The organism is Burkholderia sp. PR2, from assembly GCF_052372875.1.
In the GTDB taxonomy this organism is placed as follows: Bacteria; Pseudomonadota; Gammaproteobacteria; order Burkholderiales; family Burkholderiaceae; genus Burkholderia; species Burkholderia diffusa.
This window is the reverse complement of record NZ_JBQRWH010000001.1, coordinates 2,133,639-2,149,730: the sequence shown is the minus strand read 5'-3', so window position 1 is coordinate 2,149,730 and position 16,092 is coordinate 2,133,639. Positions and strand designations below refer to the sequence as shown.

Sequence of the window (16,092 nt, the reverse complement as noted above, 5' to 3'; positions counted from 1 at the left end):
CTGCATGTCCTGACGTGCAGCACTGGTCGAACTGGGTGCATCCGGTGCATCGCGGCGTGCGTGCCAGTCTGTGCGGCACGCGCGTGAGAACGACGGCCTGGTCGGATCGAAGCGGCCGTCCAGTGGGAATCGGCAAGAGGCGGCACACCGGCGAGGCGGCGCCGACTTCGCGCATGCCTCGCCGGCGTGCCGCATCGCGCGATCAACCTTCCCGAAAAATCCCGCTATATGCACTCAACGCCGGCACCCCGCCAAGGTGCGCATACAGCACCTTCGACCCTGGCTCGAATTCCCCGCGCCGCACGTGGTCGATCATCCCGTGCATCGATTTCCCTTCATAGACGGGATCGGTCAGCATGCCTTCCAGCCGCGCACACAGACGAATCGCCTCCAGCGTGCCATCGTTCGGCAGTCCGTATTCCGGCCCGGCATAGCGCGTGTCGAGCACCACGTCCTTCTCCTCGATATCGCGCCCCAGCCCGACCAGCTCGGCCGTGTGCCGCGCGATGCGCGTGATCTGTTCATGTGTGCGCTCGGGCGTTGCCGACGCGTCGATGCCGATCACGCGGTCCGCGCGTCCGTCGGCCGCGAAGCCGACGACCATCCCCGCCTGCGTGCTGCCCGTGACCGAGCAGACCACGATGTAATCGAACTTGAAGCCAAGTTGTGCTTCCTGCTCGCGCACTTCTTCCGCGAAGCCGACGAACCCGAGTCCGCCGAGCGGATGCTCGGAACACCCGGCCGGAATCGGATACGGCTTGCCGCCCGCCTGCCGCACGCTCTCCATCGCTTCTTCCCAGCTGCGGCGAATGCCGATGTCGAAACCGTCGGCAACGAGCCGCACGTCGGCGCCCATCATTCGTGACAGCTGGATGTTTCCGACACGGTCGTACACCGGATCCTCGTAGTTGACCCAGTGCTCCTGCACGAGCACGCACTTCATCCCGAGATGCGCGGCGACGGCCGCGACCTGGCGTGTCTGGTTCGATTGAATGCCGCCGATCGACACGAGCGTGTCGGCGCCTTGCGCGAGCGCGTCGGGGACGAGGTATTCGAGCTTGCGCGTCTTGTTGCCGCCGAAAGCGAGGCCGCTGTTGCAGTCCTCGCGCTTCGCATACAGCTCGACCTTGCCGCCGAGGTGCGCGCTCAGACGCCTGAGCGGCTGGATCGGCGTCGGGCCGAACGTGAGCGGATAGCGGGGGAAACGTTGCAGGTTCATCGACAAGCTCCGAAAGGCTGTGGGCGGGAATTCGCATCGGACGGGGGCGGCCGGCGCGCCGTGTCCCAATGGAAAAATGATAGGCAGGACGGCGCGAAATGAGCTTGCGAAATTAATAACGAGGGCCTACGTTGTCGATGAGATGAGGATCAGATGGATAATTTTTGTTCGTAAAAAGTCCAGGAGACGCAATGAAATTAGATCGCGGCAATGCCTTGCCGGCCGCCGCCGCGCCGGTGCTCGACCGCATCGACCGCGCGATCCTGCGGCAGTTGCAGCAGGACGCGTCGATCTCGAACGTGAGCCTCGCCGCGAAGGTGAAGCTGAGCGCGCCGGCGTGCCTGCGGCGCGTCGAACGGTTGAAGGAGATGGGGCTGATTCGCAGTATCGTCGCGCTGCTCGACCCGAAGCCGCTGGGTGCCGGGATGCTGGTCGTGATCGGCTTCGTACTCGATCGTTCGACGCCGGAGGCGTTCGCCGAATTCGAGAAGGCCGCGCAGAAGGTGTCGGGGTGTGTCGAATGTCACGTGGTAACCGGCGAATTCGACTACTTCATGCTGGTCCGCACGCGCGACAACGAGAGCTTCAACCGCTTGCACGCGGAACAACTGCTGTACCTGCCCGGTGTGCGGCAGGTGCGTTCGTTCATGGTGCTCAAGGAGATTCTGTCCACGCACGCACTGCCGGTGTAGCGCATCGCGATGTGGTCGGCCGCGCAGGCTGCGTTGACGGCATGCGGGCCGGGAACGCGCCGCCTCGCAGGGCAGCTCCGTCGAGAAAACGACTGGCGTGCCGCGCTCTGCGTTGCCGCGTCGCCGCGCCCGTCCGCCGCCGCGTCGCTGCGTCGCCGCGTTGCCGCGCGTGATGCTCGCATCGTCACGACGCCGCGCGGCACGATCGCGTATGCTCGTCCCGTCAGCGGCGACGGCGGCTGCCGTAGCCGGATCAATCGTGTAACGACCGATCAATGAGCGAGGGCATGATGGCTAGACAGACGATGGCGGAATACCTGGCGAAGACGCTGGCGGCAGCGGGCGTCGAGCGCATCTGGGGTGTGACGGGCGACAGCCTGAACGGGCTGTCGTTCAGCCTGAGCCAGATCGGCTCGATCCGCTGGATGCATACGCGGCACGAGGAAAGCGCCGCGTTCGCGGCCGGCGCCGATGCCGCGTCGACCGGCCGGCTCGCGGTGTGCGCGGGCAGCTGCGGCCCCGGCAACCTGCACCTGATCAACGGCCTCTACGACTGCCATCGCAATCACCAGCCGGTGCTGGCGATCGCCGCGCACATCCCGTCGACCGAGATCGGCCTCGGCTACTTCCAGGAAACCCATCCGCAGGAGCTGTTCCGCGAGTGCAGTCATTTCGCGGAACTCGTGACCAACGCATCGCAGTTCCCGCGCGTGCTCGCGCGCGCGATGCGCACCGCGATCGAGGAGCGCGGCGTCGCGGTGATCGTGCTGCCGGGCGACATCGCGCTCGGCGACGGCCCGGAAGAGGCGCCTGCGTGGAGCGGCTCGGCGCCGCCGTCGATCCTGCCGGCCGACGCCGATCTCGACCGGCTCGCGGCGCTGCTCGACGCGTCGGACGCGGTCACGCTGCTGTGCGGCAGCGGCACGCAGGGCGCGCACGACGAAGTGGTCGCGCTGGCCGACACGCTCGGCGCGCCGGTCGTGCATGCGCTGCGCGGCAAGCAGTTCGTCGAATGGGACAACCCGTTCGACGTCGGGATGACGGGGTTGATCGGCTTCAGCTCGGGCTATCACGCGATGGAATCGTGCGACACGCTGCTGATGCTCGGCACGGACTTCCCTTACCGGCCGTTCTATCCGACCAACGCAAAGATCGCGCAGATCGACTGCAAAGGCTCGCAGCTCGGGCACCGTGCGCCGCTTGCGTTGGGGCTCGTCGGCACGGTGAAGGAAACGATCGCTGCGCTGCTGCCGCGCCTCACGCGCAAGACGCAGCGGCGCTTCCTCGAGAACGCGCTGAAGCACTACGCGGCTGCGCGCAAGGGGCTCGACGATCTCGCGGTGGCCGAGCCGCCGGGCCGCGCGATTCATCCGCAATACCTGACGAAGATCGTCGACGACGTCGCGGCCGACGACGCGATCTTCACGGCCGACGTCGGCACGCCGACGCTGTGGGCCGCGCGCTACCTGACGATGAACGGCAAGCGCCAGCTGCACGGCTCCTTCAACCACGGCTCGATGGCGAACGCGATGCCGCAGGCGCTCGGCGCGCAGGGCGCGCATCCGGGGCGGCAGGTCGTGTCGCTGTCGGGCGACGGCGGGCTGTCGATGCTGCTCGGCGATCTGCTGACCGCGCGCCAGCTCAACCTGCCGATCAAGATCGTCGTCTACAACAACAGCCTGCTCGGCTTCGTGTCGATGGAGCTGAAGGCGGCCGGCTATCTCGACACGAACGTCGACCTGAGCCCGACCGACTTCGCGGCGATCGCGAAGGGCGCGGGCATCTTCAGCGTGCGCGTCGAACATTCGGAGAACGTCGAGCAGGCATTGCGCACGGCGTTCGCGCATGACGGGCCGGCGGTCGTCGACGTCGTCACGTCGAAGTACGAACTGGCGATGCCGCCGAAGATCGAGCTCGCGCATGCGAAGGGCTTCAGCCTGTTCATGCTGCGCGCGATCCTGAGCGGGCGCGGCGACGAGATCGTCGAGCTGGCGAGGACCAACCTGCGGTGAAGTGGCGGAGCGGGGCGAACCGTCAGTCGTCCGACGCGTTACCTCCCGCAGCCGTCCATTCGCGCACGGCTTCGACGAACAGCCGCAGGGCGGCTGGCGGATGCCGGTTCGCCGGATAGTAGAGGCACAGGCTGTCGAATGTCTGCGCCCATTCGGGCAACACGCGCACGAGCCGGCCGTCGGCCAGATGCTCGGCGACCCGCGCGTGCGTGACCCATGCGATGCCGATGCCGGCGAGCGCCGCGTCGACCATCAGCCCCAGGTTGCCGAGCGTCATCGGCCCGTCGACGTCGACGCTCACGCGCTTGCCGTCGCGCATCAGGTCCCATCGATAGAGCGCGCCGCTTTCGAAGCGGAACCGGATGCACCGGTGGCGCGTGAGGTCCTGTGGCGTGTCCGGCGCGGGGTGCCGCGCCAGGTAGTCGGGCGACGCCACCGCGACGAAGCGGACAGCGTCGCCGAACCGCACGGCGATCATGTCGCGCGGCACGTCCTCCCGCACGCGGATGCCGGCGTCGAAGCCGTGTTCGACGATGTCGATCAGCCGCGAATCGACGACGAACTCCACGTGGATGTCCGGATAGCGCGCGACGAAGCCGGGCAGCACATGCCGGATCAGCGGGCGCGACGCGGATTCCGACGCGCTGATCCGGATCTGGCCGGACGGCCGGTTGCGGGCGGTCGCGGCGTCGTTCATCGCGTCCTCGAGATCGGCGACGGCGGGCCGCACGCGCAGCAGCAACTGTTCGCCGGCTTGGGTCAGCGCGACGGAGCGGGTCGTGCGGTTGAACAGGCGCACGCCGAGCCGCGCCTCGAGATGACGGATCGCATGGCTCAGCGCCGACGGCGACACGCCGAGGATGCGGGCCGCGCCGCTGAAGCTGCGCTGTTCCGCGATCGTGATGAAGGTCGTGAGTTCGCCGAGGCCAGTGCGCAGCATTAATGAAATTCCCTCAATAATGCATGAAATGTTACGCCGATTGTTGAGACGTATCCATCAACCTACACTCGCTTCCTCGGGCATCCCGTCAATCGTCTTCACCTTTCAGCAGGAGAAAGTCATGCAAAAGCGCATGCTTGGAAAGAGCGGCCTCGAAGTCTCGGCAATCGGGCTCGGCTGCATGGGATTGAGTTACGGCTACGGTCCGGCCACCGACAAGGCGAGCGGCGTCGCGCTGATTCGCGCGGCGTTCGAACGTGGCGTGACCTTCTTCGATACGGCCGAAGCGTACGGCCCGTTCGTCAACGAGGAGCTGGTGGGCGAGGCGGTGGCGCCGTTTCGCGATCAGGTCGTGATCGCCACCAAGTTCGGTTTCGAGAATGGCGAGCCGATGAAGGGCGTCGACAGCCGGCCGTCGCAGATCCGCGCGGTGGCCGACGCAGCGCTCAAGCGGCTGAAGGTCGACCGCATCGATCTGTTCTATCAGCATCGCGTCGATCCGAACGTGCCGATCGAGGACGTCGCGGGCACCGTCAAGGATCTGATCGGCGAAGGCAAGGTCGCGCACTTCGGGCTGTCGGAAGCCGGTGAGCAGACGATTCGCCGCGCGCACGCGGTGCAGCCCGTCGCGGCGCTACAAAGCGAATATTCGCTGTGGTGGCGCGAGCCGGAGGAGCGCATCCTGCCGACGCTCGAGGAGCTCGGCATCGGCTTCGTGGCGTTCAGCCCGCTCGGCAAGGGTTTCCTGACGGGGGCGATCGATGCGAGCACGACGTTCGATGTGACCGACTTCCGCAATATCGTGCCGCGCTTCTCGGAAGAAAACCGCAGGGCCAACGCGGGCCTCGTCGACCTGCTCGGCCGGATCGCGGCCGACAAGGGCGTGACGCGCGCGCAGATCGCGCTGGCGTGGCTGCTGGCCCGCAAGTCGTGGATCGTGCCGATTCCGGGCACGACGAAGCTGCATCGGCTCGACGAAAACGTGGGCGCGGCCGCGGTGGTGCTGACGACCGACGAACTGTCGGCGATCGAGACGGCGCTGCGCCAGATCACGATCGTCGGCGAGCGGTATCCCGCGCAGCTTCAGCAGCGCGTCGACCGCTGATCGGGCAGCCGTCGGTTGCACGGCCCGCATCGATGACGCAATCAGGGACAATCTTCACGTCGCCTTAAGTTTGCATTTCCTAGAATCGATTGATCGCCGCGCGAGCGCGGCGGACCGATTTGTTCAGGAGGATGCACGTGAAAGAACCTCGTGTCGTCGTAGCCCTGTTGCAGGCAGTCATTGGCACGTCGAAGCTGAAAGCGCAACCGCGCAAGGTTGGCCGATGATCTGGCCGAACGCGTTGCGTGTCTCGGCACTGTTCGTGCGCGAGTGGGTCGGCCGCCCGGCCGCGGTGGGCGCGTTGTGCCCGAGTTCGCGGCATCTGGCGCGCGAGATGGCCGATGCCGTGCCGGACGGCGACGGCCTCGTCGTCGAGCTCGGCGGTGGCACCGGCGCGATCACCGCCGCGTTGCTCGAACGCCGCGTCGCGCCACGGCGCCTCGTGGTGGTCGAGCGGTCGCCGGCGTTCGTGCAGCACCTGCGACGCCGCTTCCCCGGTATCTCGATCGTGTCGGGCGACGCGCGACAGCTCGAGCGGCTGCTGCCGTCCGACGCGGCGGTCGATGCGATCGTGTCCTGCTTGCCGCTGCGCACGCTGCCGCGCCAGGACGTGACGGCGATCGTCGGGCAGTGCGAGCGCGTGCTGTCAGTCGACGGCGTGATGATCCAGTTCACCTACGATTTGCGCGTGCCCGAGCGTCACCCGCTGCGCGATCCGGCATTTGTTGCCGACGCCAGCCGGATCGTGTGGGCAAATATTCCGCCCGCGCGCATCGTCACGATGCGCCGGGCCGCGATCGGACAGGCGGCGTGATGCCCACATCGTGCCGCGCTTCCTTTCATCGACCCTGCGGATGCCGTCGGCCGCGGCTCATGTCGCGGCGTCCGGCACGCGCGGCGCGGGCCGCGACGCGGCCCGCCGGATGATGCGGTCGAGCGGCGTCGCGTAGCCGCGCGCGACGGACGCGCTCAATCCGGCCGACAACACCAGATACGCGACGAGCAGCACGAGCTTGCCGTTGCCGTGCATGGTGGCGGGCGGCCACACCGTGCGCAGCGCGCCGAGCGCGATCAGGTGAAACAGGTACAACTCGTAGCTGAGCCGGCCGCTCCAGCGCAGCGGCGCGAGCGCGCGGCCCGGTGCTCGCTCGCCGCGGGCATGCGCGCCGATCAGCAGCACGGCTGTGCCGAGCGCCATCGCGGATACGCCGATCACATGGCTCTGGGCGATCGGCCACGCGAGATAGAGCACGGTCATCGCGATCGCGGTCAGCCATTGCACGGGCGCGGCCGCGAGCCGCTGCCAGCCGGCGCGTCCGGCCAGCACCGCGGTGCAGCAGCCGATCGCGATTCCGTCGAAGCACGCGAAATACGCATACAGAAACCCGCCTTCGTCGCTCGCATGCGTGAAGCGGTACACGGGCCCGATCGCGACGACCGCCAGCCAGAACGCGAACAGTCGCGCGTCGCGGCGCAGGGCGATGCACAGCAGCGGAAACGACAGGTAGAACATCTCTTCGACCGACAGCGACCACAGCACGCCGAGCGCGTAATTGACCCATCCATACGTGCCGATCAGCACGTTCATCCAGAACGTCAGCGACGCGAGATTGACGAGCCAGAACGACACGGCGACACCCTGCGGCGCGTGGTTCAAGAAGATCGGCACGCCGGTCGCCGCCAGCCCGTTGACAAGCGCGAGCAGCAGGAGCAGGCACGGGACGATGCGCGCGATGCGCGACACGTAGAACGCGCGCACGTCCACCGCGCCGAGGCTGCCCCAGCGGCGGCGCGCATTCGACGTGATCAGGTAGCCGGAGATCACGAAGAACATCGTCACGCCATAGTTGCCGTTGCGGACCACCGCGTGCACCGCGTCCCAGCCGAACATGCGCGCGACGGACGTGTCGCGCAGCGAATACGGGATGTTGAAGTGATGCAGCAGGACGAGCAGGATCGACACGCCGCGCAGCACGTCGATCCGGGCATTGCGCGGCCCGGCGCTCATTGCGGCCGGCCCGGTTGCGCGCGAGCCGGCCGCGCGGCCGGGAACGTGTCGCGTGAATGCCGCACGGTGTCGGATTGGGCGTCGGGCAGCGTGGGGCGCCAGGGGTTCAAGCAGGACTCCATCGGATCGGGATCGGGGCGACATGTGCGATGCAGGCTGGACAACCGGAAGCGGTGGAGCGTGCGTGCAATTAAAGCGCCGTCCGGCATCGAGGACGCCGGACGTCACGGTGGCACAAGTGTATCGGTGGATCGTTGGCGATTGTCCTGTCAGCGTTGACGGGGCGCACGCCGCGCAACCCGACCGGTATGTGCTGCTCTTCCGGCATGCCGTTTTTTGCACTGCAAAGCCGTTTTTTTGCACGGAATTTATGCGGCGCCTTCTAAGCTCGGGATGTGTCCAACAGCCAGGACGCCCTCCGTCCGCACCATGACCTTCATCCATCCCGTACCCGGGTGCGACATCGCCGGCCGCCAGCTGCGTGCCGGCGCGCGCACTACCGTCGTCCCGCTCCCGCCGCCGCGTCCGCGCCTGCGGTTGCCCGTCACGCTGACGGCCGACACCGGCGCGCTCGCGCTCGCGCACGCCCGGCTCGCGGCGCTGCTGCATTCCCCGCTCGGCGTGTATGTGGTCAGCGCGCGTACCGTGCGCGACGTGATCCATGTGGAATTCGACATCGCGCCGGAGAATCTCGACTTCACGCTGCACATGCTGATCGCGCAGCAGGTCGATGCCGTGATCGGTCCCGTTGCCCGCCGTCTGCGCGTGGCGACGCAGGATCGTCAGGCCGGGGAACGCTGATTGCTCGTACGTTACGGTTTGCCGCCGATTCGCCGGCCGTCGTGCTGTCCGCGGGCCGGTCGCGGCGAGCGTTTGTGCGCCGCGTCGCACGCGGCGCCGGCCCTCGACAGGGAGGATCCATGCACCTCATGGAAGAAGTGCAGACTACGCGTCCGGCAAGCGGCCGCGTGCGCGTGGCGGCGTTGCCGTCGGGCACGCAGCTTGCCATGCAGCTGCGGGTGACCGTGCGCGCGGCGGAGGTGCTGCTGCGTCAGGCGATCCGGCTGCCGGATCGCCATCAGTGGTCGGTCGACCTCGAACGTGTCGACGCGGCCGGCGGACCGCTGGCCGCCTGGGATTCGCACGTGACGCTGCGCATCGCGAAGACGTTCGCGCCGTCGGCCGATGCGAACACGCGCGCCGGCGATCCCGACCAGGTTGCGGTCGACATTCGGCTGTTTCTTCCGGAGCAGGCGTACCTGGGCGAGCAGCGCGTCGGCATCTTCGGCCGGCGGCACGGCAACCGGTTCGGGGCGACGCTGTCGGTGACGGCCGGGTCGCAATGGGGCGGCCGGCGTATCGAATGCATTCCGCCTGCCGGCCGGCATGTGCATGGCGACACGCTGGAAGCGCTCGTCGACACGGTGGCGGGCATCGTCAACGCGGCGCTGCTCGCGGCCGGCCATCCACGGCCCGGCGGTTCGTGACGGCGCAGGCGGCGCGCGCCCGACCGCGGTTCAGGCGTCGGCGGTCTGCCCGGTTTGCCGCTGCAGGTCTTCCATCAACTGCTCCGCGAGAAAGTCGCACGGCGGGCGCTTCGATTTCGTGCTGCGCGCGAGGATCAGCTCGAGCGGTGGCAGATCGGGCAGCCCGTGTGAGCGGCCGAGCATCGACAGCTGCGCGGGGATCGCGCAGCGCGCGAGCGGCGCGACCGCGAGGCCGGCTTCGACCATGCTGAGCAGCCCGAGCAGGCTCGGGCTTTCATAGGAGGTGCGGTACGGCACCTTCGCGCGTTCGAGGCTGCGGATCGCGTTCTCGCGCGCAACGCTGCCCGGCATGAACACCGCGATCGGCAGCGGCCGTTCTTCCCACACGCGCGGCCCGTTCGTCATCGCGGCCCATGCCATCGGCTCGTGGCGGATGAAGTCGCCGGTCAGCCCCTTGATGCGCGTGCCGCACACGAGATCGACGGTGCCTTCCTTGATCAGCGGCGCGAGCGCGCTGCTCGGCAGCCCCATCACCTGGATCTCGACCTTCGGGTAGGTCGCCGAGAATTTCTTCAGGACCGACGGCAGCAGCGACGACGCATAGTCGTCCGGCACGCCGATCACGACCTTGCCGGTCACTTCCGGCCGCACCACGGCCGCCCACGCCTCGTCGCGCAGCGCCAGCATTCGTCTGGCGAATCCCAGCAGCACCTCGCCTTCGCGCGTCAACACGATGCTGCGCGGTTTGCGCACGAACAGCGGCCGGCCGATCGCGTCTTCCAGGCTCTTGATCTGCATGCTCACGGCCGACTGCGAGCGGTTCACCGCTTCGGCGGCGCGGGTCATGTTGCCGGTTTCCGCGACGGCGACGACGGTGGCCAGCACGTCGTGATCGAGCATCTTCATGGGTATCAGGAAAACTGAACGTAACGATCAGCATTATGCGTTTTTATTGTTGCTGTGTGTCTGCCATAGTGACATCGAGCCTGCCGTATCGTTCGATGCGGTGCGGCCAACACGCCGGCGAGCCCGGCACGCAGCGTTGAACAGGAAGAGTGGTGTACCAATGATGGATCATCCGTTGCGCGCCGCGCTGGCCGCGGAATTGCATGCCCGGCCGTTCCTGCGGCTCGCCGAAGCCGTGTCGCTCACGCACTACGCGATCTACGCGGACGGCCAGCCCGATATCCACGAAACGCTGCTGCACGCACTGTGCCGTGACACCGGCATTGCCGTGCCGCAGGACGGTGCGACCCACTATGCGGTGCAGTCGCCGTGCGGCTGGCATCTTAAGTGGGAGCGGCACACCGAATTCTCGACGTTCACGTTCGTCGCGCCGCGTCGCGACACGGGCTATTTCGACGATCTCGCGATCGAAGGCATTCCGGCTGCGTGGTTCGCGCGGCTCGCGGGCATCCGCTTCGTCGCGGTGCGCATGGAGCTGCTGACGGGCGACGCCGCGCGGCTCGTGTGCGGTGACATGCGCCGCTGGATCGACGGGCCCGCGCTTGTCGGCAGCAACGTGCTCGGCGGTGGCAAGGTGTTTTGCGACTGGCACGTGCGCGACGACGGCTTCATGCGCTTTCTCGTCGTCGACGAGGATTTTCGCGAGGAGCAGGGCGGCCGACTGCTGCAGCGCCTGTATGAAATCGAGACGTACCGGATGATGGCGCTGCTCGCGTTGCCCGTCGCGCGCCGGATGAGCCGCGAGCTCGACGAGATCCACGCGGCGCTGCACGCATTGATGCAGCGGATGGACGCGAGCGGCGCAGACGGCGACGACACGGCGCTGCTCGTCAAGCTCACGCATCTCGCGGTGCGGGTCGAATCGCTGTCGGGATCGGGCGCACGTTTCAGCGCGTCGCGTGCGTACGAAAAGCTCGTGCTGGCGCGCATCCACGAATTGCGCGAGGAACGCATCGAAGGGATGCCGACGATCGCCGAGTTCATGGAGCGGCGCTTCGCGCCGGCGATGGAAACCTGCCGCAGCGTGTGGGCGCGTCACGAGCAGATCGCCGCGCGGATCGCGCGAGCGGTCGACCTGCTGCGCACGCGCGTGAATCTCGCGCAGGAAAAGGACGTGACGCGCTTGCTGGCCGGCATGGAGCGCACCGCGCGCAATCAGCTTCACTTGCAGCACGCGGTCGAAGGGCTGTCGGTGGCGGCCATTTCGTACTACGTGCTGTCGCTCGCGACGGCGGCGTTCAAGGCACTGCACGTGATGAACCTGCCGGTCGATCCCGAACTGGCGGAAGGCCTGCTGATCGCGCCGGTCGTCTTCGCGGTGATTCACATCACGCGGCGCACGCGTGCGCAGCTGGCGCGATCGGAGGCGGCGCACGACGGCATGCCGGTGCAGTCGGCGGCATTGAAGCAAGTTGGTTAGAACATCGAAAACATAAACAGGTAAAACAGGTAAAGGAGTGGAGATGACTTTTTCGCAGAGGCAACCGGGGTTTTACAGCGGTTTCGATGCCGCGTTCGACGAACCGGCACCGGATGAGCCGGGCGCGCCGGAAGCGCCGCGCGTGACCTCGTATCAGGCCGTGCTGCAGGAGCCGATGACGTCGCTCGTCGGGAATACGCTCGACCGGCCGGACGTCGCGGCGGTGGCGATTCTCGGGTACAACTGACGCGGGGCCGGATGCGGTTGGCGCCCGGTCGCGTGTGCGGCCGGGCGGGCTTGCTGATTGGCGTGGTGTGTACTGCTCAGTCGCCGGAGAGGTCGCCGATCGACGCGCCGTGCGGAATCTGGCCGGATGTGACCTGCCTGACGTATTCGTCCTGCGCATCCTTGATGTTCTTCGACACGTTGCCGAGGACTTTTTTCACGTAATCCTTCGCGGCGTCGGTCTGGCGTGCGACCCAGCCTTTTTCTTCGATTTCGCGCAGTTGCATGAATACCCCGTCGCCGAGCGACACGTTGTTGAATGGCGTGATCGTGTTGTGTACGAAGTTGTCGAAGAACGCGATGACTTCCGGTGACAGTTTTGGCGGGTGCACCCATGCGGTGGCCAATGCGCGCACGGTCTTGTCCGAGATGTCGTCGACTGTCCGGCGTTCGCCGAAGGTGAACTGCGGGACCTTGGAATTCGGATCCTGGCTCTTGTAGTACCAGTCTCGGCCCTTGTAGTCGGGCAAGCCGCGGCCGTGTGGGAAGACCGTGTTGTAGACGTCGGCGTCCACGGTGTTGATGAACAGGCTGTTGCCGGTGCTTTCGTGCGCGGTGCGATCGTGGACGTAACGTGCCCATGATACGAACAGCTTCTGGTGCTCGAGAAAATGCGTTTCGAGCGGGCTACTAGATTTCGGCAGCATCGCGGTGTAGGCCGCGAAGAGGTCATTAACCGTGAGATTCTTGCCGTTGACGTTGACGGTTTTTCGAAACTCGAATTCTCTCGCGAACGTGGGATTGACCTGGCGAAGTTTGGCTAGCGGTTGAAGTGGCACGCCGGCAGCCCATGCCCGATCGAGCATGTTGAGTGCGGATATGCATGCCAATTCGGCCGACTTTTGATCGTCGCCTTCTCGAAAGCCGCCACCGACATCCGACTGGCTGCCTGGATAGACGATTTCGAGCAAGTTCTTATGATCTGGCGATTTCCTCGGAGAATCTAGGTTCTTGTAAAACCGCAATTCCGTTGCCGCAACATGACCCATTCCCTCGTAGTACGTCGCGTAGATGCCTAGCTCATCGCTGCTTTTTGCGTGGGCGTTATAGAGTCGACCAATATTCGAAAGATGATCGAGGTCGTCAAGGCTTTGTCCGAATCCATCAAAAAAGAAGCTCAGGTAGATTTCTTGAACACAACGAAAACATGGTGTCGGCGGTTCAGGCGGAAGTTGATTGCTGACACTGGCGGCTCGGGCAACGCGTGATGCACCGGATGCGGAGTCAGGCTGACCGGGTGCAGCGCTTTGCGCATACGCAGTTTCGTTCGACATCCTTCCCTCGCTATCCTAGTTGGTATTCGGAATATGCGGCTTCGTCGGCAGTTCGACCCACTTGGCGTCGATTTTTCTGTCCGGCAAGAAATGAAATTCGATGTATCCGTCGTGTTTGTTTGGCAAAGAGGGAACCGGGCTATCTGTTTCGTATACGTCGTTCGGCAAATCTTTTTTGTACTGCTCCTGGGTCAGTTCGTAGACGATCTTGATATGCCATGTCTTTCTGTTTCGTGGCACGCTCATGCAACATACCGTTCCTCCGCCTCCGCCGGATTCATGTGCGTTGGAACCGCCGGCACCAAAGCCATCGATCGTGAAAAGCGCAATGCTTCGATCTGTATAGTTGTAGCCCGTAACGCGATAAGGACCGTAGCTCGTTGTCTGCGCATGCACCCACCACGCCCCGCCGAGCAGGAGCACCGCGACGACGATCGGGTTGCGAATGAGACGGCGAAGAAAATTCAGCATGTCGATGTTCCTGTCATTCGGTTCGTCGTGGACGACGCGTTGCTCGTGGTATTCGGGTTGCGCGGACCGGTCGGGTATTCGACCCATTGGGCTTCGATCTTGCGGTCGGGCAGGAAATGGAACGCGATATAGCCGTCGCGTTTGGTTGGCAGCTTCGGGACGGCAATGTCCGTCTCGTAGATTTCCGGCGACAGATTCCTGGCATCTTCTTCAGGCGTCAGGTCGTATGTGACCTTGAGGTGCCAGGTGTTCTTGTCGCGCAGCACCTCCATGCAACAGGCCATGCCTCCACCGCCGCCGAATTGACGGGCGTGCACACTGCCGTCACCGAAACCGTCGACTACGAAGTTGTACACATCCCGGTCGGTGTAGTTGAAACCCGCGACGCGATACGGCCCGTCGCGCTCGGCATGTGCCTGCATACCCCACAAGCCGCCAGCGATCGCGATCCCTATTGCAGCCACCCGACGCATTCCCCTCAACATTCGCCTCTCCCGCCACTCAACCGGCTTCGGGCTGCGCATCCACCGCCGCCGTCATTGCCTGCTGCCGCTCGGCCGCATAACCCGCCAGCGGATGCCCATCTTTTCAGAGAAAACGAGTCTTTTATATTGTTTTTCGCTGTAGTGCCAGCGGCAGCGGTACCTTCGAGAATCGCGGATCTGGCTCGGGTCAGTAGACCTTTGTCGCCGGCGTCGTTCATTGCCCGTTTTCGGATATCGTCGGCGACGGCCTTGGCAGGCCCTTTCAGAAACTTGTCGTTCGCCATCTTCTCGGCGGTGGACGCGATGTCGCTTGCCACCTTCTTGCCGGTGCCGACCGTCTGGTTGGCAAGGTCGCGGCCCATCCCGTCGTAGTACATCTTGTAGATGCCGCGCTCATCGTTTGTTTCCTCGTGTGCATTGAACAGTCGAAGGATATTCGACGGGTGATCGACATCCTTTAGCCCTTGCGCAAATCCATCAAAAAAGGAAGGATTGGTAGATTTCCTGATGGCAGCGAAAGCAAGGGCTTGGTGGTTCGGGGGGAAACTGCGCGCTGACGCTCGCTGCGCGCGATGCACGGGAGGCACCGGAGGCGGAATCGGATTGGCTTGAGTTGGCGCTTTGGGCAGGACTGGTTTCGTTCGACATGCTGCGCTCGCTATCTTAGTTTGCGTTCGGGATGTTTGCCTTGATTCGACGTTCGACCCACTGCGCCTCAATCTTTCGATCGGGCAGAAAATGAAATGCGATATACCCGCCATGCTTGTTTGGCAGAGGGGGAACGGGAATGTCGGTTTCGTAAACCTCATTCGGCACATTCTTTTGAGCCTGCTCTTTGGTCAAGTCATAGATGATCTTGATATGCCAGGTCTTTTTCCCTCGAGGGACATCCATGCAGCATACGATGCCACCGCCTCCTTGGGATTCGTGCGCATATGATCCCCCTGCGCCGAAATCGTCGATCTGAAAGCTGTAGATGCTTCGATCCGTGTGGTTATAGCTAATGACCCGATACGGTCCGTATCCTCCTGTCTGCGCATGCACCCACCACGCACCACCGAGCAGCATCACGGCGATCGCGATCGGGTTGCGAATGAGACGGCGAAGAAAATTCAGCATGTCGATGTTCCTGTCAGTCAGTTCGTCGCGCGCGACGCGTTACTCGTGGTATTCGGGTTGCGCGGACCGGTCGGGTACTCGACCCATTTGGCTTCGATCTTGCGGTCGGGCAGGAAATGGAATTCGATAGATCCGTCGTGTTTGTTGGGCAACGAAGGGACGGGGATGTCACTTTCATCTACATCGTTCGGCAAATCTATCGATAAGGACCGTAGCCAGCAGTCACCGCATGAACCCGCCATGCCCCGACAAGCAGCGGCACGGCGACCACGATCGGGTTGCGAACGAGCATCGTATCGTCCAGCGCGCCGTCGACGAGCGCGATGAGGCGCAACGGGCCCGTGTGCTCGATCCGCCGCGCGCGATGCCAGTCGCGCAGATCGTCGTGCCGCTGCTCCGCGGTCGTGCGTGGCCATTGCGTTGGCAGCGGCAACGCGCGCGCCAAATCGCGAAACAGCTTCATGGAGGCAGCGTCGCTCATGTACGGGGTGTCAGTGCGGACTTCATTTTCGCGGCGCTGCGGCAGCATTCCGAACATACGCCTTCGGGCAGGCGTGGCAGCGGATAGTCGAGGCTGTTCGGCCCCGAGAAGCAGTGGCTCCCGGCGTC

18 protein-coding genes are annotated in these 16,092 nt (G+C 65.0%); 8 read left to right on the top strand and 10 right to left on the bottom strand.

What is annotated here, in order from left to right; genetic code table 11:
- Positions 1 to 202: 202 nt before the first annotated feature.
- Positions 203 to 1,219 carry a 1-aminocyclopropane-1-carboxylate deaminase gene (locus ACT2FV_RS09455; RefSeq protein WP_124903185.1) on the bottom strand — a complete coding sequence of 339 codons (1,017 nt, stop codon included), beginning with the start codon at positions 1,217 to 1,219 and terminating at the stop codon, positions 203 to 205.
- A gap of 191 nt (positions 1,220 to 1,410) precedes the next feature.
- Here ACT2FV_RS09455 and ACT2FV_RS09450 point away from each other — a divergent pair, with 191 nt between their 5' ends.
- Positions 1,411 to 1,911: an Lrp/AsnC family transcriptional regulator gene (locus ACT2FV_RS09450; protein WP_444503737.1), complete on the top strand. Its 501-nt coding sequence runs from the start codon at positions 1,411 to 1,413 to the stop codon at positions 1,909 to 1,911.
- Between the two features lie 290 nt (positions 1,912 to 2,201).
- On the top strand, positions 2,202 to 3,923 hold the full coding sequence (gene poxB, locus ACT2FV_RS09445; RefSeq protein ID WP_124903311.1) for a ubiquinone-dependent pyruvate dehydrogenase: 1,722 nt from the start codon (positions 2,202 to 2,204) through the stop codon (positions 3,921 to 3,923).
- A 22-nt stretch (positions 3,924 to 3,945) separates the two neighbouring features.
- Here poxB and ACT2FV_RS09440 read toward each other — a convergent pair whose 3' ends face one another.
- Positions 3,946 to 4,863 carry a LysR family transcriptional regulator gene (locus ACT2FV_RS09440; RefSeq protein ID WP_151047111.1) on the bottom strand — a complete coding sequence of 306 codons (918 nt, stop codon included), beginning with the start codon at positions 4,861 to 4,863 and terminating at the stop codon, positions 3,946 to 3,948.
- Between the two features lie 121 nt (positions 4,864 to 4,984).
- Between ACT2FV_RS09440 and ACT2FV_RS09435 the strand changes: the two genes are divergently transcribed.
- Together ACT2FV_RS09435 and ACT2FV_RS09430 are read left to right on the top strand one after the other, a co-directional pair.
- A complete protein-coding gene (locus tag ACT2FV_RS09435; protein WP_059605075.1) occupies positions 4,985 to 5,968 on the top strand; it encodes an aldo/keto reductase in 984 nt (327 codons plus the stop codon).
- A 223-nt stretch (positions 5,969 to 6,191) separates the two neighbouring features.
- On the top strand, positions 6,192 to 6,782 hold the full coding sequence (locus ACT2FV_RS09430) for a class I SAM-dependent methyltransferase (RefSeq protein ID WP_444503736.1): 591 nt from the start codon (positions 6,192 to 6,194) through the stop codon (positions 6,780 to 6,782).
- 57 nt (positions 6,783 to 6,839) lie between these two features.
- On the opposite strand, the gene ACT2FV_RS09425 is transcribed toward ACT2FV_RS09430, so the two are convergent.
- Positions 6,840 to 7,976 carry an acyltransferase family protein gene (locus ACT2FV_RS09425; RefSeq protein WP_151047109.1) on the bottom strand — a complete coding sequence of 379 codons (1,137 nt, stop codon included), beginning with the start codon at positions 7,974 to 7,976 and terminating at the stop codon, positions 6,840 to 6,842.
- A gap of 429 nt (positions 7,977 to 8,405) precedes the next feature.
- On the opposite strand from ACT2FV_RS09425, the gene ACT2FV_RS09420 reads away from it, so the two are divergent.
- Together ACT2FV_RS09420 and ACT2FV_RS09415 are read left to right on the top strand one after the other, a co-directional pair.
- A complete protein-coding gene (locus ACT2FV_RS09420; RefSeq protein WP_444503735.1) occupies positions 8,406 to 8,777 on the top strand; it encodes a hypothetical protein in 372 nt (123 codons plus the stop codon).
- Between the two features lie 119 nt (positions 8,778 to 8,896).
- Positions 8,897 to 9,463, top strand: a complete 567-nt coding sequence (locus ACT2FV_RS09415) for a hypothetical protein (RefSeq protein ID WP_444503734.1) — start codon at positions 8,897 to 8,899, stop codon at positions 9,461 to 9,463.
- Positions 9,464 to 9,493: 30 nt separating this feature from the next.
- Here the strand turns inward: ACT2FV_RS09415 and ACT2FV_RS09410 are convergent, their stop codons facing one another.
- Positions 9,494 to 10,369, bottom strand: a complete 876-nt coding sequence (locus ACT2FV_RS09410; protein ID WP_059605089.1) for a LysR family transcriptional regulator — start codon at positions 10,367 to 10,369, stop codon at positions 9,494 to 9,496.
- A gap of 160 nt (positions 10,370 to 10,529) precedes the next feature.
- On the opposite strand from ACT2FV_RS09410, the gene ACT2FV_RS09405 reads away from it, so the two are divergent.
- Together ACT2FV_RS09405 and ACT2FV_RS09400 are read left to right on the top strand one after the other, a co-directional pair.
- On the top strand, positions 10,530 to 11,849 hold the full coding sequence (locus ACT2FV_RS09405; protein WP_444503733.1) for a DUF3422 family protein: 1,320 nt from the start codon (positions 10,530 to 10,532) through the stop codon (positions 11,847 to 11,849).
- A 43-nt stretch (positions 11,850 to 11,892) separates the two neighbouring features.
- On the top strand, positions 11,893 to 12,096 hold the full coding sequence (locus tag ACT2FV_RS09400) for a hypothetical protein (protein ID WP_151047101.1): 204 nt from the start codon (positions 11,893 to 11,895) through the stop codon (positions 12,094 to 12,096).
- 76 nt (positions 12,097 to 12,172) lie between these two features.
- Here the strand turns inward: ACT2FV_RS09400 and ACT2FV_RS09395 are convergent, their stop codons facing one another.
- From ACT2FV_RS09395 to ACT2FV_RS09370, 6 genes are all read right to left on the bottom strand, one after another.
- Positions 12,173 to 13,408 carry a hypothetical protein gene (locus tag ACT2FV_RS09395; protein ID WP_444503732.1) on the bottom strand — a complete coding sequence of 412 codons (1,236 nt, stop codon included), beginning with the start codon at positions 13,406 to 13,408 and terminating at the stop codon, positions 12,173 to 12,175.
- Positions 13,409 to 13,423: 15 nt separating this feature from the next.
- Complete coding sequence (locus ACT2FV_RS09390) at positions 13,424 to 13,879, bottom strand: DUF3304 domain-containing protein (protein ID WP_444503731.1); 456 nt, start codon at positions 13,877 to 13,879, stop codon at positions 13,424 to 13,426.
- Positions 13,873 to 14,364, bottom strand: coding sequence for a DUF3304 domain-containing protein (locus ACT2FV_RS09385; RefSeq protein WP_444503730.1), 492 nt, complete (start codon positions 14,362 to 14,364; stop codon positions 13,873 to 13,875). The genes ACT2FV_RS09390 and ACT2FV_RS09385 overlap by 7 nt, the downstream gene beginning before the upstream one ends.
- A complete protein-coding gene (locus tag ACT2FV_RS09380; RefSeq protein ID WP_444503729.1) occupies positions 14,358 to 14,942 on the bottom strand; it encodes a hypothetical protein in 585 nt (194 codons plus the stop codon). The genes ACT2FV_RS09385 and ACT2FV_RS09380 overlap by 7 nt, the downstream gene beginning before the upstream one ends.
- Before the next feature lie 85 nt (positions 14,943 to 15,027).
- The gene (locus tag ACT2FV_RS09375; protein ID WP_059605221.1) at positions 15,028 to 15,483 is read right to left on the bottom strand and encodes a DUF3304 domain-containing protein; all 456 of its coding nucleotides are present in this window, start codon (positions 15,481 to 15,483) and stop codon (positions 15,028 to 15,030) included.
- Between the two features lie 196 nt (positions 15,484 to 15,679).
- A complete protein-coding gene (locus tag ACT2FV_RS09370) occupies positions 15,680 to 16,021 on the bottom strand; it encodes a hypothetical protein (protein ID WP_444503728.1) in 342 nt (113 codons plus the stop codon).
- Between the last annotated feature and the right edge of the window lie 71 nt (positions 16,022 to 16,092).

Bases quoted from the DNA above. Each gene is read 5' to 3' on its own strand.
- ACT2FV_RS09455 (WP_124903185.1), bottom strand. From the start codon at position 1,219: ATGAACCTGCAACGTTTCCCCCGCTATCCGCTCACGTTCGGCCCGACG.
- ACT2FV_RS09450 (WP_444503737.1), top strand. From the start codon at position 1,411: ATGAAATTAGATCGCGGCAATGCCTTGCCGGCCGCCGCCGCGCCGGTG.
- poxB (WP_124903311.1), top strand. From the start codon at position 2,202: ATGGCTAGACAGACGATGGCGGAATACCTGGCGAAGACGCTGGCGGCA.
- ACT2FV_RS09440 (WP_151047111.1), bottom strand. From the start codon at position 4,863: ATGCTGCGCACTGGCCTCGGCGAACTCACGACCTTCATCACGATCGCG.
- ACT2FV_RS09435 (WP_059605075.1), top strand. From the start codon at position 4,985: ATGCAAAAGCGCATGCTTGGAAAGAGCGGCCTCGAAGTCTCGGCAATC.
- ACT2FV_RS09430 (WP_444503736.1), top strand. From the start codon at position 6,192: ATGATCTGGCCGAACGCGTTGCGTGTCTCGGCACTGTTCGTGCGCGAG.
- ACT2FV_RS09425 (WP_151047109.1), bottom strand. From the start codon at position 7,976: ATGAGCGCCGGGCCGCGCAATGCCCGGATCGACGTGCTGCGCGGCGTG.
- ACT2FV_RS09420 (WP_444503735.1), top strand. From the start codon at position 8,406: ATGACCTTCATCCATCCCGTACCCGGGTGCGACATCGCCGGCCGCCAG.
- ACT2FV_RS09415 (WP_444503734.1), top strand. From the start codon at position 8,897: ATGCACCTCATGGAAGAAGTGCAGACTACGCGTCCGGCAAGCGGCCGC.
- ACT2FV_RS09410 (WP_059605089.1), bottom strand. From the start codon at position 10,369: ATGAAGATGCTCGATCACGACGTGCTGGCCACCGTCGTCGCCGTCGCG.
- ACT2FV_RS09405 (WP_444503733.1), top strand. From the start codon at position 10,530: ATGATGGATCATCCGTTGCGCGCCGCGCTGGCCGCGGAATTGCATGCC.
- ACT2FV_RS09400 (WP_151047101.1), top strand. From the start codon at position 11,893: ATGACTTTTTCGCAGAGGCAACCGGGGTTTTACAGCGGTTTCGATGCC.
- ACT2FV_RS09395 (WP_444503732.1), bottom strand. From the start codon at position 13,408: ATGTCGAACGAAACTGCGTATGCGCAAAGCGCTGCACCCGGTCAGCCT.
- ACT2FV_RS09390 (WP_444503731.1), bottom strand. From the start codon at position 13,879: ATGCTGAATTTTCTTCGCCGTCTCATTCGCAACCCGATCGTCGTCGCG.
- ACT2FV_RS09385 (WP_444503730.1), bottom strand. From the start codon at position 14,364: ATGTTGAGGGGAATGCGTCGGGTGGCTGCAATAGGGATCGCGATCGCT.
- ACT2FV_RS09375 (WP_059605221.1), bottom strand. From the start codon at position 15,483: ATGCTGAATTTTCTTCGCCGTCTCATTCGCAACCCGATCGCGATCGCC.
- ACT2FV_RS09370 (WP_444503728.1), bottom strand. From the start codon at position 16,021: ATGTTCGGAATGCTGCCGCAGCGCCGCGAAAATGAAGTCCGCACTGAC.